This is a genomic window from Flavobacterium sp. NLM (assembly GCF_002210235.1).
Lineage (GTDB): Bacteria > Bacteroidota > Bacteroidia > Flavobacteriales > Flavobacteriaceae > Flavobacterium > Flavobacterium panici.
Genome location: NZ_LIAC01000024.1, coordinates 1 through 25626 on the forward strand (window position 1 = coordinate 1; position 25626 = coordinate 25626).

A 25626-nucleotide genomic window follows, 5' to 3' on the forward strand; every position below is an offset into this window, starting at 1 on the left:
AATCGGGACGGTCGAAGGTTCGAATCCTTCTGCGTTCACGAAAAGCCACTCAAATCGAGTGGCTTTTTTGTTTTGTACTAGATTGGTTTTTAGTAACGTAGCTCAGCTGGATAGAGCATCCCGATTTCCAATCGGGACGGTCGAAGGTTCGAATCCTTCTGCGTTCACGAAAAGCCACTCATATCGAGTGGCTTTTTTGTTTTGTAGTAGATTAATTTTTACTAGCCTAGCTCAACTCGATAGATTATCCCGATTTCCAACGGGACGGTCGATGGTTTGAATCCTTCTACAGCTACTATAAAATAATAAAGTCTGAGAATATATATTCTCAGACTTTATTATGGTTCAAAAACCTTATCAAGATTTTTTATTTTTTACAAAAGTAGTATTTTCAGGTGAGATTAGTTCGGACCTCACCATGGAGTTTTAATTTTAATAACAGTCTTGTTTGTCTTTTTATATTTTATCCCGAATCTGTTTATGTTTATAAAATCTATAGTGCAATGTTTGAAGTTTTCTATAAAATAGTTTTTGGTTACAAGAACTATTAGCATGAAATAACCCACCAGAATAATAAAGATAATCTCATATTAGCTTAAAATAAATCTATATTCAATATATTTGAATGCAGCCTCTAAGAATAGTTCGATACCAATTTAAAATGCTAATTCAAACAATTTAATCTCAAAATGAATCTGTACAGTAAAAAAATTAAATCAGTTGTTATAATTGTTTTTTTGTATGTCCAAATATGTCAATTGCATGGGCAATCTCCAAAAAAATATTCAAAAGAAATACAGTCAAAGATTAATCAGGTTGAAAATAATCTTTCGGCATGGATGCAAATAGAAGGTAATCCTAAAAGATGGACTTTGGCAGAAAGAATGAAATTTTACCACGCCAATGGAATTAGTATTACAGTTATTAAAGACTATAAAACTGAATGGACAAAAAGTTATGGTTGGGCAGACAGTTTAGAACAAAAACCTGTGACAGATAAAACTTTATTTCAGGCAGGTTCAAATAGTAAATCTCTAAATGCAGTTGGCGTATTAAAGTTAGTACAAGAAGGTAAAATAAATTTAGACTCAGATATAAATGATTACTTAAAAACTTGGAAATTTCCTTATGACTCTTTATCTAAAGGCAAAAAAATAACAATTGCCAATTTATTAAGTCATACTGGCGGCTTAACAGTTCATGGGTTCGACGGATATGAATATGGGGATACAATTCCAACTATTATACAAATATTAAATGGACAAAAGCCTGCTAATTCAGAAGCTATTCGTTCTATGTATGAGCCATCTGTTAAATATGAATATTCAGGTGGAGGAACAACTATTGCCCAATTAATTATTCAAGACGTAACAGGAAAACCTTATGATGAATATATGTGGGAAAATGTGCTGAAACCTTTAAATATGACTAATAGTTCTTACACTCAGCCTCCACTAGAATTGAAACAAAATTTAGCAACAGGCTATTACAATGATGGAAAGGCTGTAAAAGGAAAGTACCATATTTATCCAGAACAAGCCGCAGCAGGACTTTGGACTACTTCTGAAGATTTAGCAAAATATGTGATTGACACTCAACTTTCTTTACTTGGAAAATCCGAAAAAGTCCTTTCAAAAGAAATGACTAAGGTGAGACTTACCCCTTATATAGATGACAAATCAGCTTTAGGGGTATTTATAATAGATAAAAATGGTGTAAAAACTTTTGAACATGGGGGTGTAGATGAAGGCTTTGTAAGTCAGTACATAGGCACTATAGAAGGAGGTAATGGTGTAGTAGTGATGACAAATACATATGATACTGCACTATTTAATGAAATTATCAGAAGTGTCGCCTTAACTTATCAATGGCAAAATGCATATACTCCCGAAATTAAAAAAGAGTTTTTTATTAAAAACGAAGACTTACAATCTTATTTAGGTACATATACCATTGAAAATAATGTTTATTCAGTAATTAAAAAAGCAGATGGAATCTATCTTAATATTATTAAGAATGATTATTTAGGAAAACGTATGTGGAAAATTCATTTCATAGATGATTCTAGTTTTTTTGTTGCAGAAAATAATACAAATTTTAAATTCATAAAAGATTCTAAAACAAAAAAAATCACTGGTTTTAAATGGAATGAAGAAATACTGATGAAAGCTGTAGATTAAGCTAGTCCAAAACAAACAGTTATCGTAAGTTCTGATAAAAAGAATTGGTAATTAATGTACTGAATAATAAACTAATAGTATTAAAAAGCCTGTAAAGCTTAACTTTACAGGCTTTTTTTATGGCTAGAATCCTATAGTCTAAAACCTTCATTTTTAAATCATAATAAAAAAACAGACATAATTTCATTACTTGTCACAAGACAAGTGCTGCAGGTTTTATTCGCTCTTTCTTTGCATAGTATTAAACAAACAATATTATGGAAACCGAAAAAACAAACACACAGAACGAATTAAATTCTTTATCATCAAACAGTAAAAACACAATTGTAATTGTTCATGGAGCATGGTCATCTGCTAATGACTGGCATCATGTTGCGGGTTATCTTAACTCTCCAGAAAACAATCTAATTATTGTAAATCTTCCTGGTCATGGAACTGATCAAACACCCGTATCGAATATTAGTTTACAACTTTATGTATATGAAGTTTTAAAAGCGATTGGCAGCACAACAAATGTTACCCTTGTAGGTCATAGTTTTGGCGGAATTGTGGTAAGCGAAGTAGCAGAATTGATTGCTCCACAAATCAAAAAACTGATTTACATTGCTGCTTTTGTTCCTCAAAATGGAGACAGTTTATTGTCACTTGCACAAATGGATTCAGAAAGTCATGTAGGTAAAAATCTTATTGTAGATGAGGAAGCGGGAGTTGCTTCTATTACTAAAGAAGCAATTACGGATGTCTTTTTAGCCGATGCTCCAAAACCAGTTGCAGAGTATGTAACTAATAATCTACGACCAGAACCTTTAGCTCCATTATCAACTCCAGTTACATTAAGTGATGCTAATTTTGGTAAAGTGGCTAAGGTATATGTTCACAGTCAAAATGACCATACTATAGGATATTCACTTCAACAAAAAATGGTTGAAAATGCAGGAATCTTAAAAACTTACTCTCTTCCTTCAAGCCACACTCCATTTATAGTATTTCCTCAAATACTTTCTTCAATTATAGCTTTAGAAGCTAAATAAAACACATTTCACAAATAACATTTTAAAATTACAATCATGAAAAAATTCAAATTGATTCAATTCGTAATGGCCGTATGTGTCATAATATTATCATCTTGTTCAAATGATGATGCACAGCCTGAAAAACCTAAAAATTATGTGCTGGTTCACGGTGCATGGCAGGCTCCTTTTGTTTGGCAGTCCGTTAAAGCCAATCTTGAAAAACAAGGTAACAAAGTTGTTGTTGTCGAGTTACCGGGACACGGTGCTGATCAAACTTCTCCAAGTCAAATAACACTAGATGTTTATAAAGAAAAAGTAATAAACGCGCTTTCAACAATAGACGGGAAAGTTATTTTAGTAGGTCACAGTCTGGGCGGAATGATAATTTCTTCTGTGGCAGAAGCGATGCCTGAGAAAATTGAAAAACTGGTATATGTTGCCGCTTATCTACCGGTTTCAGGCCAAACATTAGATCAGTTGGCACATATGGATCCTGATTCTCAACTTGGAATCACTGGTAATCTAATTTTTAATTATGATCAGGGTATTGTAGATGTAAAGCAGGATCAAATCGTGAACTTGTTTATTCCTGATGGTACTCCGGAAATTCAAAACCTTGTGTTGAAAAACTACAGAACAGAGCCTTTAACTCCATTCATTAATCCTGTAATGCTTACTGACAAAAATTTTGGATCAGTTAAAAAAGTATACATCAAAACTTTACAGGATCATGTGGTGTCACCGTATTTACAAAACAAAATGATTGCAGCAGGGAAAGTCGAATCTGTGTACGAAATAAATACAGGACATAGCCCATTCCTTTCAAAACCAGACGATTTATCATCAATCTTAACAAAAATTGCATCAAACTAATTATCAACAAATAACAAATATATATCATGAAAAATTCAATTTTATTAATAGCAGTGCTATTGCTTACAACTATTACAGCTTCATCACAAACGAACAAAGCTAAAAACGAAAACACAATTGTAATTATTCACGGTGCATGGTCATCATCAAATGATTGGCAGCACGTTTCAGAAGATTTAACTGCTGGTGGAAACTCAGTTATTTCGGTTAACCTTCCGGGACATGGAAGCGATAATACAGCAATTGCAGCGATTAGTTTAAAGCTTTATGTTGAAGACGTTAAAAAAGCCATCGGAAATAAACAAAATGTTGTACTTGTTGCACATAGCTTTGGCGGAATTGTGGCAAGTCAGGTTGCAGAAGACATTGCTCCTCAGATAAAAAAGGTAGTTTACATTGCGGCTTACGTACCAAAAAATGGAGAAAGCTTATTGTCTCTTGCGCAAACTGATGGAGAAAGTCATGTTGGAAAAAATCTTATTGTAGATGAGAAAGCAGGAATTGCAAGCATAAAAAAAGAAGGTATTGCTGATGTTTTCCTTGCCGATGCTCCAAAACAAGTTGCAGATTATGTAAGCAATAATTTAAAACCAGAGCCATTAGCTCCTTTAGCTACTCCGGTAACTTTGACTGAGGGCAGATTTGGAAAAATCAGTAAAGTATTTGTTTACACTCTAAATGACCATACAATAGGTTATTCGCTTCAGCAAAAAATGACAAAAGATGCAGGTATAGAAAGATTATATGCTCTTCCGTCAAGTCACACACCTTTTATTATGTTCCCACATGTTTTGGCTCAAATCATTGCTGTAGAAACAAAATAAATCTAGCTTAAATTAAAGTACAGGTAAGAATCATTGTTAATCAATAACAACCTTGAATAGAGCTTTCAGCGGCAAATAATGGTTCTTATCTTAATCATAAATAATATCTAAAAACAAATGGAAACAAAAGAAAATATTTTAGCATTGGGCGAATTTACCCATAAAACAGCGCCGACAAAATCTATAAACGTAAATGGAGCTGATTTTACTTATCGCTCTTTTGGCAAGAAAGAAGGCATCCCTGTTATCTTTTTACAACACTTTACCGGAAACATGGACAATTGGGATCCTGAAGTTACAAATGCAATTGCGAGTAACTATCCGGTAATATTATTTAACAACAGAGGTGTTGGTAGTTCAAACGGGACTACTCCTGAAAATGTATCGGATATGGCGAAAGATGCTGTAGATTTTATCCGTGCTTTGGGTTACAACAAAGTTAATATTTTAGGTTTTTCTCTTGGTGGTTTTATAGGGCAGGAGATAGCGGCAAATTATCCGGAATTGGTGAATAAACTTATATTGGCAGGTACAGGATCGATAGGAGGAAAAGCAATTGCGCAACTGGAGTCGCATTTAGAAAAAGCTTTTGTTGATGGACCAGACAGAGTATTGATTAATCTTTTTTTCAGCAAAACGCCAAGCAGTATCAAAGCAGGTGAAGCTTTCTTAGAAAGATTATCTGAAAGAAAAATAGACAGAGATTCACCAACGAGTCAGGATACAATTGCAAGTCAGGCGAAAGCTATTATAAACTATGGTTTAGCAACAGATGAAAACAACACACAGCTTAAAGCTATTAAGCAGCCTGTGCTTATTGTTAATGGAAATCAAGATAATATGGTCGATTCGATCAATTCTTATATAATGCTTCAGAATATTCAGAATGCAAAATTAGTACTTTGGAGTGATTCAGGTCATGGCGGGATTTTTCAGTATTCTAAAGATTTTTCTCAGGAAGTAAATTCATTCTTATTGAATTAAAATCAAATTGAAGTATATAATTTATAAATAAAAACCGGTTGCTGGGCTATTGTTTTGAGATGATGGTAGAAGAAATGGCAGCAGTAACCGGTTTAAAAAAAACAATAAACGATTGGTTTATGCAATTGCAAAAAGAACATAAATTTTGTTATTCAATAAATATAATAATCTTAGTCATTTCTATACTTCTGATCCTGATACAAAGACAAAAAAAGCTAACAGCCCAAAGGAGAAATCTGGAACTTGAAAAGCAAATTAGTGAAATGAATAATGAAAGGGAATTACTCAAAAAAGAAATTGAATTGAGAAACAGGAAGCTTTCTGCGAGAGCATTATATCTTTCGGGCAGAAATCAGCTTATCAATAATTTGATTATGTCTATAGAAAATATTCCAAAACTTTCAAAAATCTCCACTTTGGATATTCATATTAAACATTTAAAAGATTATTTAAAAAGCGATAATGAATGGGAAACATTTGTTTTTCATTTTGAAGAAGTAAATCCCGGTTTTCTGGCAAGACTTCGAAAACTGCATCCTGCATTAACCTCAAATGATATGCGCTATATTGCTTATATCTATATGAATTTAACGACTAAAGAGATTTCAAATCTGTTGAGTATAACAATATATGCAAGTAAAAAAAGAAAAGAGAGAATTATTTCGAAGATAAAACTTCCTAATGATATAACTTTATACTCTTATCTCTCAAATATTTAGAAAAAATGTCTCTCATTTGTCCCTTAATAGTGTCTTTTTTTTCAGGTGATTTGAGATTGTGTTTTATCTAATTATTAGGTAATTGATTATTTTTGACCTGCAACGGTCTTGTAAAGAAGCTGTTGAGTATAATATTAACTAAGAAACCAATGGACAAACAAGGACTAAAAAATTACATCATAAAAAATTTACCATTTCCAGACCGTACTTTAGATGAGGTGGTAGAATTTTTTGAAGAAATTACTGTTGAAAAAAATGAATTTTTTCTGAGAGAAGGAAAAATAAATGAACATTATTTCTTTTTGCAGAGCGGTTTTATGAGAGCGTTTACACATGATATTGATGGAAATGAAATCACTACAAATTTTTATCAAAAAGATAGTGTGGTATTTGAAGTGTCGTCATTTTACTTAAAAACCAAATCATCTGAGAATATACAAGCGGTTACAGATTGCAGAGGTTTTGCCATCAGTTATGATCAATTAAACGCATTACTGCATACGGTTCCTGAGTTTAGGGCTTATGGAGTAAAAATGCTGGCTAAAGAATATATGATGTTTAAAAAACGTGCGCTGGAATTAATTAATCTTAGTGGTGAAGCCCGATATGAAAATCTTATTACAACCAATAAAGAAGTATTTCAATTTGCCCAGCTCAAACAAATCGCTTCTTACCTAAATGTTACCGATACATCATTAAGTAGAATTAGACGGGAATTTTCAAAAAAATAAATCGAATTTTGTTACTCATTTAAATAAATTATTTCATGCCAAATATTGCGAGATTCTTTCTAATCACTTTTTTTTCTTTAGTGTCATTATCCCTTTTTAGTCAGGAAAATGGAAAGGAAGAAATGATTAAAAAACCGCTTTTCTTCAGTACAAAACATACTATCGATATTAACGGAAAACCTTTAAATTTTACAGCAATAGCAGATGAAATATTTCTTAAAAATGATGATAATAAAGTTATAGCAAGCGTATTTAGTTTTTCCTATATAAAACAAAATAAAAATAAAGAAAACAGACCTGTCGTTTTTGTATTCAATGGCGGTCCGGGATCGTCCTCTATTTGGCTGCATCTGAGCAGTATTGCACCGTGGAAAGTAAAATTAATTCCAGAAATTAATTCTTCGAACATACCTCCATTTGGATTAGAAAGTAATACAGATTGTCTGCTCGACGTAGCAGATTTAGTTTTTATTGATCCCGTCGGAACTGGTTTTAGCCGTATTATTTCTCCCGGTATGGCTCAAGATTTTTATGGAGTAGATCAGGATGCTGAATCAATGGCACAATTTATAGAAAAGTGGCTGATTAAGAATAATAGATGGAATTCGCCAAAGTTTCTTATTGGAGAAAGTTATGGAAGTCAAAGAGTTTCAGTTCTTCCCAGAGCACTTATGGGCGGGGTAACCTATTCTGGTGTAATGAGAGGCATAACATTAAACGGTATTATTATGCTGGGAACTACGCTGGAATCTCCTTTAAAAAAGTTAACAACGGATGCAAAATTAGAAAGAGCAGCATCATTACTTCCCACTTTAGCAAAAACAGCCTGGTATTATAATAAAATAGACAAAACGTTAGCTTACGGAGAGTTTCAAAAACAAGTTTCAGAATTTGCAGAAAAAGAGTATTTGAATGCACTTTTACTGGAAAATCAGCAAAAACTTTCGGTAACAGAAAGAAGTGTTATAATTGAAAAACTTTGCAAATACACAGGATTGTCTAAAGATTTTTTTTCGTCAACCCTTGAAATAGCTCCAAAAGTTTTTGCAGACAGTCTTTTGTCGAAAGAAAATTTACAGATTGGATTATACGATACAAGATACAATCTTCCGCTGGAGCATTCTGGTAATGATCCGGTTGCAGATGATCCGGCAATGGGAAGATACGTTCCCGGGTATACGGCTGCATTTAGAGAATTGTTGACTTCAAAATTAAACATTGATATCCAAGATCCGTATAAAACTATTGACTGGAAAAATATTTCGTTTCAATGGCAATGGGCAAGAAAAGAAACTAAAGAAGGTCCTGATTTTACCGACGATTTAAATGTTGCTTTACGCAGAACTCCAAATCTAAAAGTATTTATAGCGTGCGGAAGTTATGATTTAGCTACGCCCATAGGTTATGCTAAAAAAACGACCGAAAAAGCAAAATTTTCTGCAGACAGAGTTATTTTTAAAGAATACGAATCCGGGCATATGTTGTATTTAGGAAATACAGGAAAATTATTTAGTGATGATTTACGATCGTTTATTTTAAGTTGCTCAAAATGAAATTGATAAAATTTAAAAAGTTTGGATTTGATAACTTAAATTCACAAAAATAAACACTCAAATCGAGTGTTTTTTATTTTTTAATACTTGTAAACACGAGATTGTTTCCGTTATATTTCTTTTAATATTTTTTCATTTTAATAAAATAAAAAAAGAAAGTTTTTAATTACATATTGATACATTTCTTAGATTTGTATAACCACTCAAAAACTTTTAATCATGCCGGTAATTGAACAATCAGAATATGACTTTCCTTCAATGATTCACCGTAACAGGCATGTTTCTACCATTTATGCTGCTTTGATTAAAAAGTTTGAAGTTCCGGAATATACAAGAGAAAAACTGGAGTTGAAGGATGGTGATTTTATCAACATTGATTTTCTTATCAATGATCCTAAAAAAGCAGTAATCCTGTGTCATGGTTTAGAAGGCGATTCTCGAAGAACTTACAATAACAGCTGCGCGGCTTATTTTCAGCAGAAAGGTTTTTCTGTTTTCGCATGGAATAATCGTACCTGCGGAGGAGAAATGAACCGTTTGCCGAGATTGTACCACCACGGAGCTGTGGACGATCTGGATGAGGTAGTTCAGTTTGTTTTGCGAAAAGGATTTGAAGATGTTTATATGATTGGATATTCAATGGGAGGTGTTCAGCTTCTGAATTATTTTGGATGGACAAAAATAGATGAGCGTATAAAAGCTGGAGTTTCTATTTCTGTGCCAACGCATATTGCAACAAGTGCCGAGATTCTTAAACAAGGTTTTAACAGAGTGTATTTAAAGAACTTTACAATCGATATTAAGAAAAAGCTGAAATACAAAGCGGCACAATTTCCTGATTTTATAAATCGTGATCAAATTGATAAAATTACTTCTTTTGATGAGGTTGACCAATATTTTACGGCACCGCTGCATGGCTTTGCAAGTCGTGACGATTATTATCAGCAAGTTTCTCCTGAATTTTCCCTTAAAGATATTACCACTCCGGTTTTAATTATTAATTCTCTTGATGATCCATTTTTAGGTGAAAGATGTTATCCAAGAGCAATTGCGCAAGAAAGCGAATATGTTTATTTGGAAACGCCAAAGTATGGCGGACACTGCGCTTTTCCGTTGCGTAATTCAACCTATTCTTATGCAGAGAAAAGAGCTTATAAGTTTTTTAAATCTTATAAAACTGCGGAGAATATTAAAACAGAATATTAATAATTTCTTTTTTGGGTCATTTCCAGTAAATTTTCCATACTATCGGGAATCATATACAATAACAAATTGTCTGAAGTTGTTGGAAGCCCTTCATAGGAAACGGCGCCCAAATACTGCTCGGCAAAATCGAAACTATATACCTGCCAATTTTGGGTGTTTTTTACGAGTTTAAATTCTAAATTGTGTTGTCCGTCTGTACAGGGAATATATTTAAAATCCTCATCAATTCCTTTTCCTAAAGCTTTTACAAAGGCTTCTTTGCGTGTCCATAACGTATAAAAAGTGGTTTTTTTATCATCAGCATTCTGAATTAATAACCTTTCGTGGTCGTCAAAAATATCCGGAAGCAGGTTGGTGAATTTAAAATCTTTAGATAAAAATTCAATATCCAGCCCCACTTTTTTATGTGAAACCGCTATCGCCGCATAATCTTCCGAATGCGAGATATTGAAGTGCAGCCACGGGTGTGAAGCTAGATATGGTTTTTTATTAAAGTCATAATCAAGATGAATATTTTTTATATCTGATTTAGTGTAAGCTCCTAAAATAAGTTTTAAAATTGATCTGTATATAATGAATCGGTCTCTGTCTATTTCCTTAAAAAAGCGTTTTGCCTTTTTGAGTTCAGGAGAATTTAGAAACTGTGATAAATTAGATTTAAATTCAATAAAACTGGGCAGATAAATACTATATATGATGATATCACTAGTATCTAAAGAATATTCTTTACCAGAAACCAATGTATCGCCCTTTATATCCGAAAAAGAGATAAAGAGCTTAGATGTTTTCATTTTTTTCATCTAAGATGTCTTGAAGTAATCTCGCTAAAAATATATCATTTGGCGGGGCTACAATGTCTAAATGATTCCCAGAGATATTATGAATGGTTACGCCTCCCAGCGCAGCTTTTTTCCAGCCAAGATGCGTTGGGTCAAGTCTGTAATTAATGTCATCTTTAGATCGAAATAAATCAACTTCAAAGTTTTGCGGTATAAGGTGATATCGATCCACAATTTTTTTAACCATGCTGTCAGCTTCTATAAATTCCTTAAGCGCCAGTTCTTCCTGCTCGGTCATTTCATCCTTCTTACCAAAATGTCTTTTCAGGATATATTCTTTTTTTCCATTAACACGCATCTTAAAAGCTTTCCAGCTCAATAACATTTCTTTTAAAAAATCTAATCTTCTATGCGTAATATCAAAGTATCTAACGAGTTGTTTGCGTCTGTAACTTCCATAATAATAAGAAGAATCCACATAAGAATCCAGTAATGCCGTTAAGCTTACTTTTCGTCCTTGTTCCTTTAACTGGCGGGTCATTTCAAAAGCTACAATTCCGCCAAAAGAAAATCCTGCCAAAGCATAAGGGCCTTTTGGGTTTACTTTTATAATAGCATCAATATAATGCGCAGCCATGGCTTCAATGGATTCGTACCAACCGTCAAACCCTTTAGGTTTAATACCCTGAATGGCATAAATAGGTTGATCTTCATCAAAATGTTTACTCAAATTGACAAAATTTAAAACATTAAGTCCGGCACCGTGAATAATAAAAAGAGGCACTTTATGTCCGCTTGGGCTTATTGGAACTAAACAATCAGAATAAATTTCGGTACCCGTATTCAAAAGTTTGGCAAATTTCTCAACAGTCGAATATTTAAATAATGCTGATAGCGGAATTCGTTTTCCGGTATATTTCTCTATTTCGATCATGACTTTTACTCCCTTAATAGAATGTCCGCCCATTTCGAAGAAATCACTAAAAATATCGATATTTTCTAAATCAAGGCTTTCTTTCCAAATAGCCGCTACAATACTTTCTTCTTCTGTGCGTGGAGTAGTATATTCAATTATTTTGCTTGTTTTATATTGAGATAATGCTTTACGATCTATTTTGCCGTTTAGCGTTGTTGGTATTTTCTCCAATAAATTAAAATCATGCGGCATTAATTGCGCAGGTAAGCGTGCAGCCAAAGTTTCGCGCCATAAAGGGATTTGAATTTCAGCGTCTTCTATACTGGAATCTGGGACAACATGAGCTACAAGAAAGTTTTCATTAGCCAATACAACAGCATATTTTATACCGTCAAGCTGCAGCAATGCGTGTTCTACCTCACCGGGTTCAATACGTTGTCCTCTAATTTTAACCTGTTGATCCAGACGTCCTAAACATTCGATTTCATTGGTTGGAAGTAGTCTTCCTAAATCGCCTGTACGATAAATGATGTTGTCTTTATTAGTCGAAAAACTATTTTTAATAAATTTTTCTGCTGAAAGTTCAGGTCTGTTCCAATAGCCTTTTGCAACGCCATCTCCGCCAATGGCAATTTCACCAATTTTTCCTGGTGCCACAAGCTGCCCTTGTTCATCAATGATGTAAAGTTGTGTATTAGCAATAGGTTTACCAATAGTTATTAAAGTATCATCAGCTTTTACCTGTTTTACAGCCGAATATATAGTGGTTTCCGTTGGTCCATAAACATTCCACAGCGTATTACATTTACGTGTAAGTTCTTTGGCAAGATCTGCATGCATTGCCTCACCGCCGCATAAAGCCTTAAGCGGTAAAGGTTCATCCCAGCCAGAATCTAAAAGCATCGACCATGTTGTGGGAGTAGCTTGCAGAAAACTGATATTTCCCTTTTTTACTAATTCAAGTAAAAGTCGTCCATCTCTCGCAGTTTCCTGATCTGCAAGTATTAAGGTTGCACCTTTAAGGAGCGGCAAATATAGTTCCAGACCCGCAATGTCAAAAGATATAGTAGTAATCGAAAGCAATCTGTCATTTTCACTAATGCCGGGCTCTAAAGCCATACTGCAAAGTAAGTTAACCAAGTTTTTATGCGTAATAGGAACACCTTTTGGATTTCCCGTTGATCCAGAGGTGTAAAGGATATACGCCATATTATCCGGACTCACGATAGAATACAGCGGTGATGAATCATAGTGATTTAAGGACTCCATTGCATCTTCTATAAAAAGTGTAAGCGGCCATGATGGTAAGGATGCAAATAATGTTTTACTGGTCAATAAAACTTTTGCTCCAGAATCATTCAGCATAAATTCCAAACGTCCTTTTGGATATTCAGGATCGAGTGGAAGATAAGCCGCACCGCACTGCATTATGGCCAACAAACTATAAAGCAGTTCCGGACTGCGCGAAACAGAAACTGCAATAATATCTCCAGACTGAACGCCTTGTGCTTTTAAATAATGGGCTAATTGATTAACTTTTTGGTGTAATTCAAGATAAGTAGTTGTTGTTTCATGAAATTCTAAGGCAATGTTGTTTGGCGTAAGTTCGGCTTGTTTTTTTAATGACTCGGTTAAGGAAACATCCGGATAAGATACTTCAGTATTATTCAGAGCTTCATAATCAGCTAAATAATGACTTCCAAGGATGTCTGATAAAGGCTTATCTGCACCAGTTATTAATTTATGGATGATATCTTCAAAGGTTTGCATCATTTGATTGATCGTTTCCGGTTTGAATAAAGTTGTATTATAAGACCATTGAAATACTGGCCCGTTTTTAGTTCTAAAAATATGAAGCTGAATCTCAAAAGTTGCATATCCTCTAGGATTAACTTTAAGTTCATGAGAAAGATCCGCAAATGAAAAATCACTTTCTATATCTCGGCCCATATCAGCTGTTAATACGGCTGGTACCAAAGGAATTCTGGAAGAATCTCTAGCAATAGCCAAACTCTTAAGCAAGTGTCCAAAACTTACCTGTTGATTTTCGTAGGCATCAAATAACTGTGAATTTCTTTGCTTTAGGTATTCTAAAAAAGTAATATCAGGATTAATTTTACTGCGCAAAGGAAGCAAATTCGCACAATCTCCAACCAATTGTTTCATATTGTATAATGTATTTCCCGAAGAAGGAAATCCAACAACTAAATCATTTTGACCTGTGATTTTGCATAAAAAAACTTCAAATGCGGCAAGCAGCGTAGTCACTAAACTGCAATTAGCACTTATTCCTATATTTTTTAAAGAATCGGTCATCGTATTATCATAAGGAAAATCAATACGTTTACTATTATAAGTTCGTAAAGAAGGTCTTGGATAATCTAACGGTAATTCGATTGTAGGAGTTGATTCTTTATAAATAGTAAGCCAAAAATTTTCCTGCTGTTTGTATTCATTCGTTTCCATAAATGAATTTGCTTTTTCGGCATATTCGCTAAAACGTTCGGGATTTGGCAGGTCTGGTTTTTTATTTTCTACATAAGCAGAATAAAGTATACTAAGTTCTTCTAATATAATATCGACACTTAGTCCGTCTGCAATAATATGATGAATGGTTAAAGTTACCAGATATTCAAATTCATCAATTTTAATCAAATTAATTCTGAATAACGGGCCGTTAACAAGATCAAAAAGTCCATTTACTTCTTCTTTAACCAAAGTTTCTATTGTAAGTTCTTTTTCAGCTGTATCAAGGTCTGAAAAATTATTATGTGAAATTTTAAAATCAATATCGCTGTAAATACACATATAGCGTCCGTCTGGACTAAAAGCAGATCTCAAGCCTTCATGACGCTGAATTAATGTTTTTACGGCCTGCTCAAATGTGTCTATTATTAAGTTGCCTTTCAATTTAATAGAAACAGACAAGTTGTACGCTTTATTAGCATCACTGCCTCCAAAAATACAATCTGACCATATTTCCTGCTGCGAATTTGTGGTTTGAATTACTCTTTCAATTTCAGGTAAAAACGGATTAAATTGAATTTCAGTTTCAGTTTTTATTTGAGATTTATTTTTCATTGTTATCATAATTCTATTTTTAAAAGTAATTGCACAGTTTTTAAATTGACAATCTGAATTATTAATTATGTTTATCTGATTCTAATAACATCGTTTTATTGAACTTTCCTTTTTGAACAGGGTCTTCAATAAACCATGCCGGATTTCCGTTTTCGTCCCGTCCCAGTTTACTGCCGTGAATAGGTGGTTCGTTTGCCATTATGGTATATTTCTTTTCTTCAGCATTAGTTTCAATGAAAAGATGTCCGTTTATTTTGGAAAGGTCAAAAGCTTTTTCTTTTTTATGAACGCCATTTGATCCGTTTGTCCCGACTCGATTTTCATGATTAAATGTAAGAGCATCAAAATGTTTTACTTTTAAATTGACGAATGAAGTATTTCCGTTTGCAGATGAATGCTGTAATCCTTGAAGTTGATCTACTTTTTGGCTCAAAAGCTGAATTTGCTGTATAATTTGCTCTAATGAAGTTTGATTTTGATTTACAGATAATGGAGCTTCATTTGTTAACATAGAAGGCTGAATTTCATTAGAAACAATTTCATTTTCTTTAATCTCACTTTCAGCTTCTTCAGGAAGATTTAAATCTATATAATCTGCCAAAAGCGCTGGAGTAGGATATCCTTCGTTGAGTTGTCTAAAAGTGATAGGCAGATCAAATTCTTTTTTCAGTCTTCCTGATAATTGAGTGAGTGATAAAGAATCCAATCCTAATTCTAAGAAAGTATTTGAAGCCGAATCAGGATCATAAGTTATTCCCGATGCTTCTGTTATGATTTCTGAAATTCTAACTGATATAGATTCCTTTCTTGATTCTTTTGCTGAAGCAGAAACGTTTTCAGTTTCTTCAGAAATATTTGGAACTATTTCAGAAACTGTATTTCTTTCAACTATAGTTTCAATAACATTTAAAGGCTCAATCCAGCACGGTTTTCGATCAAAAACATAACCGGGTAATTCTATTTTTTGTCTCTGCTGTTCGTTATAGAAAGATTTCCAATCAGGATTTATTCCTTTTGCCCATAATTCTCCAACAGTATTTAATAAAGTCGAATATTCATTGTCTTGTTCTTCTTTAGGAAAATTAATGCTCGAAAAAGCAGGTATAACTTTACCAGCCGCCTGCTGACGTGCCAGCGTAATAAGCGTTTGACCCGGACCAACTTCTAATAAAATATAATCTTCTAATTCAAATGCAGTATCCATAGCATCGGCAAATCGTACTGTGTTTTTTAAATGATTAACCCAATAGGTTGAACTTGTCGCTTCAGTATCTGAAAGCCAGGTTCCTGTTGCTGTTGAAATAATAGGTAATCGTGGAATATTTAATTTTATTTTTTCTATTTCATCTTTAAAAGAATCCAAAATAGGTTCCATCATAAAAGAGTGAAAAGCATGACTGGTTAGCAGCAGTTTGTTCGGAATATCCTGCGCATCAAGTGCCTGATTAAATAATGCAATATCTTCTTTTGTACCCGAAGCCACGCAAAACTGACTTGAATTTATGGCAGCGACAGAAAGTGTATCAGGAATCAATTCGTATAATTTTTCTACCGGAACGCGTACCGCTAACATTGATCCGCCTGGAAGTTCGCTTATCAATTTTCCTCTAATTGCAACGATGTGTAGAGCATCTTTTAAACTCATAATTCCGGCTAAATGTGCTGCTGCAAATTCACCAATACTATGACCGCAAAGGAAGGTTGGTTTAATTCCCCAGCTCATCCATAACTGCGCTAATGCATATTCTGTTACAAATAAACTTGGCTGCGTTAAGCGGGTATCTTTTAAGCGAGCTTCGGCCTCAGCTGAATTTGTTTCCGGATAAAGAATTTCGCGAATATCTAATTTTAAATCCTCCATTAATAATGCTGCACATTTATCTACCGCTTCACGATATACTTTTTCATTGTTATAAAGTGTTTTTCCCATTTGCAGATACTGCGCTCCTTGTCCCGGAAACAGAAATCCCATTTCACTTGGAACACTTTTTAATATAGAAGATTTAGTGCTTTTTGCTTTTAAAGAAATCAATTTTTCGACAGCATCATCTGTAGAATTTGTTACCAAAAAGCTGCGTTGGTTAAAATCATCTCTCGTAATATTCAATGAATAAGCAATGTCTGCTAAAGGAATATTTCTTGATTTATCAATAAAATGACCCAAAGCATTTTCATAACCTAATAAACTGTTTTGGCTTTTTGCAGACCACATTAATAATTGAAGCGGACGTCCGGCAGAAGAGAGAAGAGGTTTTGCTGTATATTCTTCAACAATGGCATGAACATTAGTGCTGCCAATTCCAAAAGAACTTACACCGGCTCTTCTTATGCTGTCAGTTTCCCATTCAATTAATTTATTATTGATGTAAAAAGGGCTGTTCGCAAAATCTATATTTGGATTTGGTTCGTTGAAATTAACCATTGGCGGAATCTGTTTATGACGCATGGCTAATAATACTTTCATTAAACCCGCAACTCCGGCCGCCGCTGTAGTATGTCCCATATTACTTTTTATAGAACCCAATGCGCAATAATTGTTTTTTTCCTGTTTGCCATAGGCTATTTTAAGTCCTTCAATTTCTATTGGATCTCCAACCGGAGTTGCAGTTCCGTGCGCTTCCATATAGCTGATTGAGGAAGGTGCGATTTGGGCATCATTAAAAGCATTTATAATCGCTCCGGCCTGACCACGCGGACTTGGCGCCATAAAACTGCCTTTGTCTCCACCATCATTATTTACGCCAACGCCTTTAATTACGCCGTATATAATATCGCCATCTCTCTCTGCTTCTTCCAGTCTTTTTAATACAACAACTCCGGCGCCGTCACTAAAAACAGTACCTTTTCCAGATGCATCAAATGATCTTGTCGATCCGTCAGGGCTTTTGATAAAACCGTCGTCATAAAGATGTCCGCTATTTATAGGCGAAGTCACACTCGATCCGCCTGCAAGTGCAATATCACACATGCCGGTTCTTATGGCTTTTACAGCTTCGGCTACAGCCAATAATGAAGTAGAGCACGCAGAATGCACACTAACCGAAGGCCCTTTTAAATTTAAATGATAAGAAGTGCGAGGCGCAATAAAATCTTTTCCGTTTACGGTATAAATTTGTAATTCGCCTACAGAACTTTTCAGCTCTTGGTTATTAAATATATTATGTTCATAATAGGTATTGATTTCGCTTCCAGAATATACGGCGATACTTCCTTTATAATGTTTCGGAAGATGTCCTGCTTGTTCCAGAGCTTCAAACGAAATTTCCATAAACACGCGTATTTGAGGATCCATAGCGGCGGCAAGCTGCGGATTTAGTCCGAAGAAATGAGCATCAAATGTTTTAGCTGAAGGTAAAATTCCTCTTGCGCCTATATAAAATGGATCTTTACGAAGACTTTCGGGTAAACTTGGATCTAATTCTTCTTTGGTAAATAAGGAAATGGTTTCTTTTCCCTCTTTTAGATTTTCCCATAATTCTTCTATAGTATCAGAACCTGGAAATCTTCCGGCCATTCCGATTACGGCAATATCTCCGTTAGAGTTTTGTTTGTCTGTTTGTTTAAAGGCAAATGAATCTTCTTTGGTATTGTTTTCTTCTAAAGTACTGGCAAGTTCTCTAATAGTAGGATGAATGTAGATTTTTGAAACTGATATATCCAGTTCTAATTGCTGTCTCATTAAAGACGTTACTTTTTGTGCCAATACAGAACTTCCGCCCATATCAAAAAAATCATCATCGATACCAATGCTTGCTATTTGCAATTCTTCGCTCCAAATTTTTACAATATCTTTTTCTAACTGCGTATTTGGTTTCTTGAACGGCGGTGCAGAATCTGGTCTGTTGTGTTCAGGAACGGGCAGGTTTTTTTTATCCACTTTTCCATTTGGAGTAATCGGAAATTCGTCTACCCAAATGTATTTAGATGGCAATAATATTTCGGGCAAAACCTTTGAAAGTGCCTCATGAATTGGTTTTTCGTCCTGTAATTCAGCACGAGATTTTAAATAAGCCACGAGTTTATCTTCATTGCCAAAATAGTTACTGACGATTACGGCAGATTGTTTTATTTCAGGAATACTATTTAGAGCGGCTTCTATTTCGCCTAATTCAATGCGATGCCCTCTTATTTTTACCTGATGATCGATACGGCCTAAACATTGAAATTCTCCATTTGGGAGTAATTTTCCCAAGTCTCCGGTGCGATACAAAATAGCGTTTGGTTCTATAGAAAACGGATCGGGAATAAATTTTTCGGCAGTAAGTTCCGGACGATTCCAATACCCTTTTGCAACTCCGTCTCCGCCAATTACGATTTCTCCAATTGTTCCGGGTTCGACGGCTTTTCTTTCTTCATCTAATAAATATATTTGAGTATTGGCAATCGGAAAACCAATGGTAATTAATTCATCCTCTGCCTGAATTTGTTTTACCGCCGACCAAACTGTGGTTTCAGTCGGGCCATACATATTCCAAAGAGAATCGCATTTTGACGTTAATTGACGCGCTAAGTTTAAAGGCATAGCTTCTCCGCCGCATAAGGCTTTTAAAGCCAGCGGTGTTTCCCATCCTGAATCAAGCAGTGACTGCCATGTGGTAGGTGTAGCCTGTAATATTGTAATTTCTTTTTTCTGTAAAAGATCAAGTAAAAGATGCCCGTCGCGAGTCGTTTCATAATCGGCAAAAACTACTGTTGCACCTTTAATTAGTGGCAGAAATAATTCAAGACCCGCAATATCAAAGGAAATTGTGGTAATCGATAATAATCTGTCTTCGACATTGATACCCGGTTCAATTGCCATACTGAACAGGAAGTTTATTAAATTTTTATGGGTAACCGTAACGCCTTTTGGTTTTCCGGTAGATCCGGAAGTATACATTATATAGGCCGATGCATCGCAAGAAACTGAAGTTGAAACAGGAACTGCAGGATATTGATCCAATGCAGCTAAAACGTCTTCAATTACTATTGTTTTAGAATAAGCGGGCAATGAATTGACAAGTGATTTTGTAGTCAGTAAAAAACTGGCTACGGAATCTTCGAGCATAAATTCTAAACGGGCAGCTGGAAATTTTGGATCTAATGGTAAATACGCCGCGCCGCATTGTAAAATAGCTAAAAGAGAAGCCACTAAATTAGGAGTTCGCTCCATAGATACAGCAACAATTTGTCCGGAAGATAAACCCTGCGCCAAAAAATAATTCGCCAGCTGGTTGGTCATTTTTACTAATGCTGAATAGGTAATTTGTTCTTCTCCAGATTCAAGCGCTGTTGAATTTGAAGATAAAGCAGCCTGTTCTGCAAAAATCTCCGGTAACGTATTTTTAGGATACGCCATTTTGGTCCAACTTCTATTGTTGGCTAAATCATTGTTGTTAGCTCTTTTCATTTTAATGGTATTAAAATTAAAGTGGAACAAATAATAAGATTCAATTAATGGGAAACTAAAGAAAAACGCGACTTACATCCGGGTTTACAGCTCATTATAAAAATGACTACATTTTTTATTTACAATGGTCTGCTTCGTTAATAAATAAATGAGAGGTTATAAGTAGTTTTTAATCATTGATTTGGCATTTATTGAAATTATAATTATGTCCTAGTAATCAATATGTTAATCAAAAAAAGTAATTTTTTTTTACTAATACTTGCATTTTCTGTATAAAGCTATTATTCTCGATGAATTGCATATTTTAAATTATTTGGGATATTTATTTTAAAATTGACCTTCAGTTTTAAATCAATTTTAGGTCTGCAATTTTCTCATTAAATAAGAGGAGCTTTTTTCGAGATAAAATTACAGTCAAAATTATCTTCGGACATATTTTTAAAAGTCAATAATTCCTTATTCAGACCATTTTTTCCTTTGTAAGGAAAAACTTTATTTTAGTAATTGTTTGTTGTAGAAAAATATTTAGCTTTGCTGTTTGTAAATATCTTGTATTCAATAAGATAACTGTTAATTTAATACATATTTTTTTATAAAAGCACCCCATAATTAAAGATTAAATAAAAAGGATTTAGTGATATAATTTAGTGAAATAAATTGCCGTTGTAATTAAGTATCAACCAGTTTATACTAGCGTTAAATATTTAATTTTTGGAACTATTATTTAAGTTATATTGGCAACTATTTTTTTTTAAATAATCGCATTAATTTATAGAAAAACATTTTTTTTGATGTAGGTAAATAGTCATTAAAATACTACATTTTGTGTAGTTTATCGGAAATAAAATTCGTTATATCGATTTTATTTTGCTAATAAATATTTTTGCAGCATAAATTATAAGGCCTATAGCACTGTGAAGTATTTAAATATAAAAAACCTAAACCTACTCATAATTATGATGGCGTTTATTCCTTTTAAAGGGATTAGTCAAAATACGCCGGTAAATGATACCATGGAAACTATAATTCCATCCGGAAGTAACGCAACCGGAAGTTCAGGATCTGTAACATATTCAATTGGACAAGTATTCTATACCTACATTGGAACAGGTTATAACGTAGCACAGGGAATACAACAGCAAGAATCAGATGAAACTTTGGATAATCCGGAAGTTGAGGTGCCTGAAGTATCCATATTAGTTTTCCCAAATCCGGCAGCAGATTTTGTTAATGTAAGCCTGAAAGCACCCGAGTTAGAAAGTAAAGACCGATCGTACAGACTTTATGACATTCAGGGCCGACTATTAAAACAAAACAAAATTAATCAAACCGAAACTCAGGTTAGTTTAAATAACCTAACTCCTTCTCTTTATATACTTGTGGTATATGTAGACGGCAAAATTTTGGAATCATTTAAAATATTAAAAAAATAAAGAATAAGACAATGAAATCTGCGCTTACCATACTATTATTATTTGTGACTGTTACGCTTAAGTTATATGCACAATCACCAGAAAAAATGAGTTATCAGGCCATTATTCGATCACAGAATAATGACTTGGTTGCGAATTCGCGAATAAGCCTGAGAGTTATTGTACATCAAGGCAGTGCTGCAGGAACTATAGTTTATCAGGAAACACATTCTGCGACTACCAATAACAATGGTTTGGTTTCTCTTGAAATAGGAACAGGAAATATTACCACTGGTACTTTTAGTGCAATTGCTTGGGAAAAAGGCCCATACTTTATAGAAACACAAGTGGATGTAACAGGAGGAGCTAATTATAATATTATGGGAACGACACAGCTTTTGAGTGTTCCTTATGCATTACATGCAAAAACAGCCGAAAGAATAGTAGGTACAGCTACTACAACGCCAAGAGCGGCAATTATTCCGTTTACATCTTCCAGAAGTATTAGTACTACAGATGTAAATAATACAATAGAATGTACAGCAACATCTACCTTAACATTAACGTCTAATTTTTCGAGCATGTTAACCGGAGATACTATTAATTTAGAAGCTCATAATGGTGCAGTATTAACGATACAAGCATCTTCTGGCGTAACAATAAACTATACGGCAAGCGGAAGTGCAAAGTTTACCAGCGCATCTGGAAACGTAAGATTTGGATTTCTTAGAAAAACAGGCACAAATTCCTATATTATATCGGGACAATGAAAAAGTTACTATTTTTTTTACTCTTTTCAACAGCAGTTTTTTCGCAAAACTATCAATATGCTCTTGAAGAAGCTCCGGTTATCGTACCGGAACCACCAACAGGCATAAACAATCAAATAGAAGAAATTAAATATTTTGAAGCTCATTTACTGCCGCTTGCGCAAAAAGGAACGCTGCAGGCTACTTTAGATCAATACGGTGCTGTACGTTTAGAAAAAGGAGATTACTCTGGAGTTGATCTTGTGATGAAAAGTAATCAAAGATTATACGGACATCCAACATTATCTAAAGTATCGAATATTAAAATCGCTGCCGGAAGTACCAATGTACATATTGAGCAACTTTCATTTGTAGACCGCACGGTTACTTTTGAACCAGGCGCGCCTATAACAAATTGCGTTCTTAAAACTTTAAGATACGTTTACATCAATGCAAGCGGAGCACAATTGAATAATAATGAACTGATCAATATTGGAGGACAAATTAAGTTTGATTGCAGTGCATCAGGTTATTTCAGAAACAATAAGATTATAAAACATCAGGCGCAGTCTATTTCCAATCAATTAATAATGAAAGGAAATACCACAACGCCAAGTTATGGAAACGTAAATCTGCATTCTAATTATTTAACTCCTGCGGGCGACGCAACAGATATCGCCGGATTACAATCGGCTACTTTTGTTGGAGTTGACAGTGAAGGATGGAATTTAAACGGACAAGGAACAAAAGCAATGTTTACGGCTAAAAATATGGGTAATTTAAAGATTACTGATTTTGGAGGCGGAAATGCTTATTCTGCTGTTCAAACAGGATCTTATGATATTGATGCTCAAAATGTATTCTTCTTAAATAAATACCTGCGTACGTCAAACGATGTGATTTCAGCCAGAACCAATATGTTTTTAATTGATGGAGAAGGGGCATACAAAAGAGGAAGCGGAACTGTAACAGGTTTTGATCTACTTGGGAATTTAGATAAAAGCAATGCTGTAAAATATAATGGAGTGGAGCAAACCAGCACGATTACAAATACAGCGGTTGTATCAGCTATCAGCAATACTATTTTAGGAACAAAATATACACCCTGGGCAAGAACTACGTGGGAAACACTGCCAGATCCGCTGGGACCAAACTGGAAAACAGAAAGAACCGGAAAAGCAGATCAAAGAGCGTATATTCAAAATCTTATTGATACAAAAGGAATTGCCGAATTACCGGAAGGAATATTCTATATAGGTGGTACTTTAAATGTTCATCTTGATGGAAATCATGGTATAATAGGACAAGGAACCGGAAAAACAGTAATTGTTGGTTTAAAAGATGATTTTCCTTTAATTACATTAGACACAGGAACCGATACTAATTTTATTCTGGCCTATTTAACGCTGCAAGGCGGCAGCACGGGAATATATGCAGGTAAAAGAAATGGAGTTGGAATTGGTCAGATTGCGTATGCAAATTTAAGGTTCATTACTTTTAGAGATCAGACTAACGGAATTCACCTGTACCAAATTATGGGACTTGATAATAACTTTTTTGAGTATTTGGGTTTTGTAAATTGTACCAGAGGTTTCTTCCAGGAACCCTTATTGCCATACGCAGGAGATTATAACACATCTAGTTATGTTGACAAAACCATGTATTACAAAAGTCAGTTTATAAATTGTACTACGGCAATGTCAATGAAGGCAACCCGACCAAATAACTTAAATGCGTGGGTAGACTGTAAATTTGACAGAGGTCAGACTGCTTTAGACATGGGAGCGCAAAATTATCCTGTAATTGCCAATTGTGATTTTAGTAATTATACCGGAGCGAGTGTTATAAACAGTAATTCAATTTCGATATACAGTTCTAATTTTTTCAATAACACTTCATCAGCAGCAACTTTAAATGCTATGATTACGTATATTGAAGGATGTAAATTCTCAGACAGTTCGAATATGTTTGCGCCAGTAGTGTACAATTCGACTTTTCATTACATTTTAAATTCAACAGTTGCAGGAAATGTAGTGGTAGCAAAACCGTCGAATTTATATTATGATTCGTCTGCTATTTATGTAAACTCTACATTATCAGCAAATCCTACATTAAGTAAATTATTAGTAAATGTAAAAGTAGGCGTGCCAACGGTGATAATTAATACAACACCAAATCCGTATCCGCAGTTATTGGTGACGCAATAAAAACATAGATAATAACAAAAAAAGAGGTTCAGATTAATTTAATCTGAACCTCTTTTTTATTCTTCAATTTAAGATTTTTAATATTTCTTCTTAATAAATAAAACCTTATTATAAATCTTACAGAATCAGTCTTTTAAAGCTGCTGATAATGCCAGATTTTACATTTTTTTGAGAAGTTTTTCAGCCATTTTTACCTCAATATGATAGCTGTAAAAGGCTGCAAATTGTATTTTATCGGATTTTAAAATCCGTTGAACAGATTTATTATTATAAACTGAAAACAATATATATTTTTAACCACGAATTAAAAAGAATACTAAATAAAAACGGTGATTTAGCTTTATTCTTTATTAATAATTAAACAGTTATTGTAAAATAGTAGTTTTTTTACAAAGTATAATGAAAAACAAATTATCACCTATTGTATTTTTTGAGGTACAATAGTAATCTCAAAATAAGGATTATTTATATTTTTTGTTTTATGAAATACAGTGTATACGAAAATATTAGAAAAATAAGAGAATTAAAAAATCTAACCAGAGAATATGTGGCGGCCGAACTAAAAATGAGCACCAGCGGTTATGGCAAAATTGAAAGAGGCGATGTTGATTTGACAGTGTCTAAATTAATTGAAATTTCAAAAGTTTTAGAGGTCTCAATTGAGTTCATATTCAAATTCGATGTTTCGATTTTTTTTAATGAAACAACCAGATAAATATCTGGAAAATAGAAAGCAAGCTTAAATAGATAAAATAAATAATTAAAAAAGAAGGTTATGGAAAATTACTACTTAAGAATAAAAGAGTATCGGTTGCAGAATAATCATACTCCTGAATATGTTGCCATTCAGATGGAAATAAGTGTAAAAAAATATGAAAAAATTGAAAATGGAATGATTGACCTAAAATTGTCAAAACTGGATAAACTGGTTAAAATTTTAGGAATCAAAAAAAGTGAAATTTTCAGATTGAGCAATTAGTATTTTTTTGAAAAAGAAGAGTTCCTATAAG

General features: G+C 33.9%; 17 protein-coding genes. 14 read left to right on the plus strand and 3 right to left on the minus strand.

The genetic code is table 11. From position 1 onward, the window contains the following. The first annotated feature begins 689 nt into the window (after window positions 1-689). From APR43_RS22490 to APR43_RS22530, 9 genes are all read left to right on the plus strand, one after another. Entirely contained in the window at window positions 690-2180 is a 1491-nt protein-coding gene (locus APR43_RS22490; protein WP_053470246.1) for a serine hydrolase domain-containing protein, read from the plus strand. 257 nt (window positions 2181-2437) lie between these two features. Continuing rightward, on the plus strand, window positions 2438-3211 hold the full coding sequence (locus APR43_RS22495; protein WP_053470245.1) for an alpha/beta fold hydrolase: 774 nt from the start codon (window positions 2438-2440) through the stop codon (window positions 3209-3211). Between the two features lie 36 nt (window positions 3212-3247). Continuing rightward, window positions 3248-4066 carry an alpha/beta fold hydrolase gene (locus APR43_RS22500; RefSeq protein ID WP_053470244.1) on the plus strand — a complete coding sequence of 273 codons (819 nt, stop codon included), beginning with the start codon at window positions 3248-3250 and terminating at the stop codon, window positions 4064-4066. Window positions 4067-4092: 26 nt separating this feature from the next. Next, a complete protein-coding gene (locus APR43_RS22505) occupies window positions 4093-4890 on the plus strand; it encodes an alpha/beta fold hydrolase (protein WP_053470243.1) in 798 nt (265 codons plus the stop codon). Between the two features lie 117 nt (window positions 4891-5007). After that, a complete protein-coding gene (locus APR43_RS22510) occupies window positions 5008-5874 on the plus strand; it encodes an alpha/beta fold hydrolase (RefSeq protein WP_053470242.1) in 867 nt (288 codons plus the stop codon). Window positions 5875-6137: 263 nt separating this feature from the next. Next, window positions 6138-6593: a helix-turn-helix transcriptional regulator gene (locus APR43_RS22515; RefSeq protein ID WP_123924566.1), complete on the plus strand. Its 456-nt coding sequence runs from the start codon at window positions 6138-6140 to the stop codon at window positions 6591-6593. A gap of 149 nt (window positions 6594-6742) precedes the next feature. After that, window positions 6743-7324 (plus strand): Crp/Fnr family transcriptional regulator, encoded by a 582-nt coding sequence (locus APR43_RS22520; RefSeq protein WP_053470240.1) that lies wholly within the window; start codon window positions 6743-6745, stop codon window positions 7322-7324. Window positions 7325-7359: 35 nt separating this feature from the next. Next, window positions 7360-8877 carry a S10 family peptidase gene (locus APR43_RS22525; protein WP_053470239.1) on the plus strand — a complete coding sequence of 506 codons (1518 nt, stop codon included), beginning with the start codon at window positions 7360-7362 and terminating at the stop codon, window positions 8875-8877. Window positions 8878-9096: 219 nt separating this feature from the next. Next, entirely contained in the window at window positions 9097-10083 is a 987-nt protein-coding gene (locus tag APR43_RS22530; protein WP_053470238.1) for a YheT family hydrolase, read from the plus strand. On the opposite strand, the gene APR43_RS22535 is transcribed toward APR43_RS22530, so the two are convergent. The 3 genes from APR43_RS22535 to APR43_RS22545 are packed head-to-tail and all read right to left on the minus strand — an operon-like array spanning window position 10080 to window position 20248. After that, window positions 10080-10874 carry a 4'-phosphopantetheinyl transferase family protein gene (locus tag APR43_RS22535; RefSeq protein ID WP_165590659.1) on the minus strand — a complete coding sequence of 265 codons (795 nt, stop codon included), beginning with the start codon at window positions 10872-10874 and terminating at the stop codon, window positions 10080-10082. The two genes, APR43_RS22530 and APR43_RS22535, sit on opposite strands and share 4 nt — an antisense overlap. Continuing rightward, window positions 10861-14868, minus strand: coding sequence for a non-ribosomal peptide synthetase (locus APR43_RS22540; protein ID WP_082356349.1), 4008 nt, complete (start codon window positions 14866-14868; stop codon window positions 10861-10863). Before APR43_RS22540 ends, APR43_RS22535 begins: the two co-directional genes overlap by 14 nt. 52 nt (window positions 14869-14920) lie before the next feature. Beyond that, window positions 14921-20248: a type I polyketide synthase gene (locus APR43_RS22545; RefSeq protein WP_053470235.1), complete on the minus strand. Its 5328-nt coding sequence runs from the start codon at window positions 20246-20248 to the stop codon at window positions 14921-14923. A gap of 956 nt (window positions 20249-21204) precedes the next feature. On the opposite strand from APR43_RS22545, the gene APR43_RS22550 reads away from it, so the two are divergent. The 5 genes from APR43_RS22550 (at window position 21205) to APR43_RS22570 (ending at window position 25595) form a co-directional block, all read left to right on the plus strand. Next, window positions 21205-21681 (plus strand): T9SS type A sorting domain-containing protein, encoded by a 477-nt coding sequence (locus tag APR43_RS22550; protein WP_053470234.1) that lies wholly within the window; start codon window positions 21205-21207, stop codon window positions 21679-21681. Window positions 21682-21692: 11 nt separating this feature from the next. Beyond that, on the plus strand, window positions 21693-22430 hold the full coding sequence (locus APR43_RS22555) for a hypothetical protein (protein ID WP_053470233.1): 738 nt from the start codon (window positions 21693-21695) through the stop codon (window positions 22428-22430). Beyond that, a complete protein-coding gene (locus tag APR43_RS22560; RefSeq protein WP_053470232.1) occupies window positions 22427-24616 on the plus strand; it encodes a hypothetical protein in 2190 nt (729 codons plus the stop codon). Before APR43_RS22555 ends, APR43_RS22560 begins: the two co-directional genes overlap by 4 nt. Before the next feature lie 481 nt (window positions 24617-25097). Further along, window positions 25098-25331 (plus strand): helix-turn-helix transcriptional regulator, encoded by a 234-nt coding sequence (locus APR43_RS22565; RefSeq protein WP_053470231.1) that lies wholly within the window; start codon window positions 25098-25100, stop codon window positions 25329-25331. 60 nt (window positions 25332-25391) lie between these two features. Continuing rightward, window positions 25392-25595, plus strand: coding sequence for a helix-turn-helix domain-containing protein (locus APR43_RS22570; protein WP_053470230.1), 204 nt, complete (start codon window positions 25392-25394; stop codon window positions 25593-25595). Window positions 25596-25626 lie beyond the last annotated feature (31 nt).

Coding starts and splice junctions, on each gene's coding strand:
- APR43_RS22495 (WP_053470245.1), top strand. CDS start 2,438: ATGGAAACCGAAAAAACAAACACACAGAACGAATTAAATTCTTTATCA.
- APR43_RS22500 (WP_053470244.1), top strand. CDS start 3,248: ATGAAAAAATTCAAATTGATTCAATTCGTAATGGCCGTATGTGTCATA.
- APR43_RS22560 (WP_053470232.1), top strand. CDS start 22,427: ATGAAAAAGTTACTATTTTTTTTACTCTTTTCAACAGCAGTTTTTTCG.
- APR43_RS22555 (WP_053470233.1), top strand. CDS start 21,693: ATGAAATCTGCGCTTACCATACTATTATTATTTGTGACTGTTACGCTT.
- APR43_RS22520 (WP_053470240.1), top strand. CDS start 6,743: ATGGACAAACAAGGACTAAAAAATTACATCATAAAAAATTTACCATTT.
- APR43_RS22565 (WP_053470231.1), top strand. CDS start 25,098: ATGAAATACAGTGTATACGAAAATATTAGAAAAATAAGAGAATTAAAA.
- APR43_RS22525 (WP_053470239.1), top strand. CDS start 7,360: ATGCCAAATATTGCGAGATTCTTTCTAATCACTTTTTTTTCTTTAGTG.
- APR43_RS22515 (WP_123924566.1), top strand. CDS start 6,138: ATGAATAATGAAAGGGAATTACTCAAAAAAGAAATTGAATTGAGAAAC.
- APR43_RS22505 (WP_053470243.1), top strand. CDS start 4,093: ATGAAAAATTCAATTTTATTAATAGCAGTGCTATTGCTTACAACTATT.
- APR43_RS22510 (WP_053470242.1), top strand. CDS start 5,008: ATGGAAACAAAAGAAAATATTTTAGCATTGGGCGAATTTACCCATAAA.
- APR43_RS22545 (WP_053470235.1), bottom strand. CDS start 20,248: ATGAAAAGAGCTAACAACAATGATTTAGCCAACAATAGAAGTTGGACC.
- APR43_RS22540 (WP_082356349.1), bottom strand. CDS start 14,868: ATGATAACAATGAAAAATAAATCTCAAATAAAAACTGAAACTGAAATT.
- APR43_RS22550 (WP_053470234.1), top strand. CDS start 21,205: ATGATGGCGTTTATTCCTTTTAAAGGGATTAGTCAAAATACGCCGGTA.
- APR43_RS22535 (WP_165590659.1), bottom strand. CDS start 10,874: ATGAAAACATCTAAGCTCTTTATCTCTTTTTCGGATATAAAGGGCGAT.
- APR43_RS22530 (WP_053470238.1), top strand. CDS start 9,097: ATGCCGGTAATTGAACAATCAGAATATGACTTTCCTTCAATGATTCAC.
- APR43_RS22570 (WP_053470230.1), top strand. CDS start 25,392: ATGGAAAATTACTACTTAAGAATAAAAGAGTATCGGTTGCAGAATAAT.
- APR43_RS22490 (WP_053470246.1), top strand. CDS start 690: ATGAATCTGTACAGTAAAAAAATTAAATCAGTTGTTATAATTGTTTTT.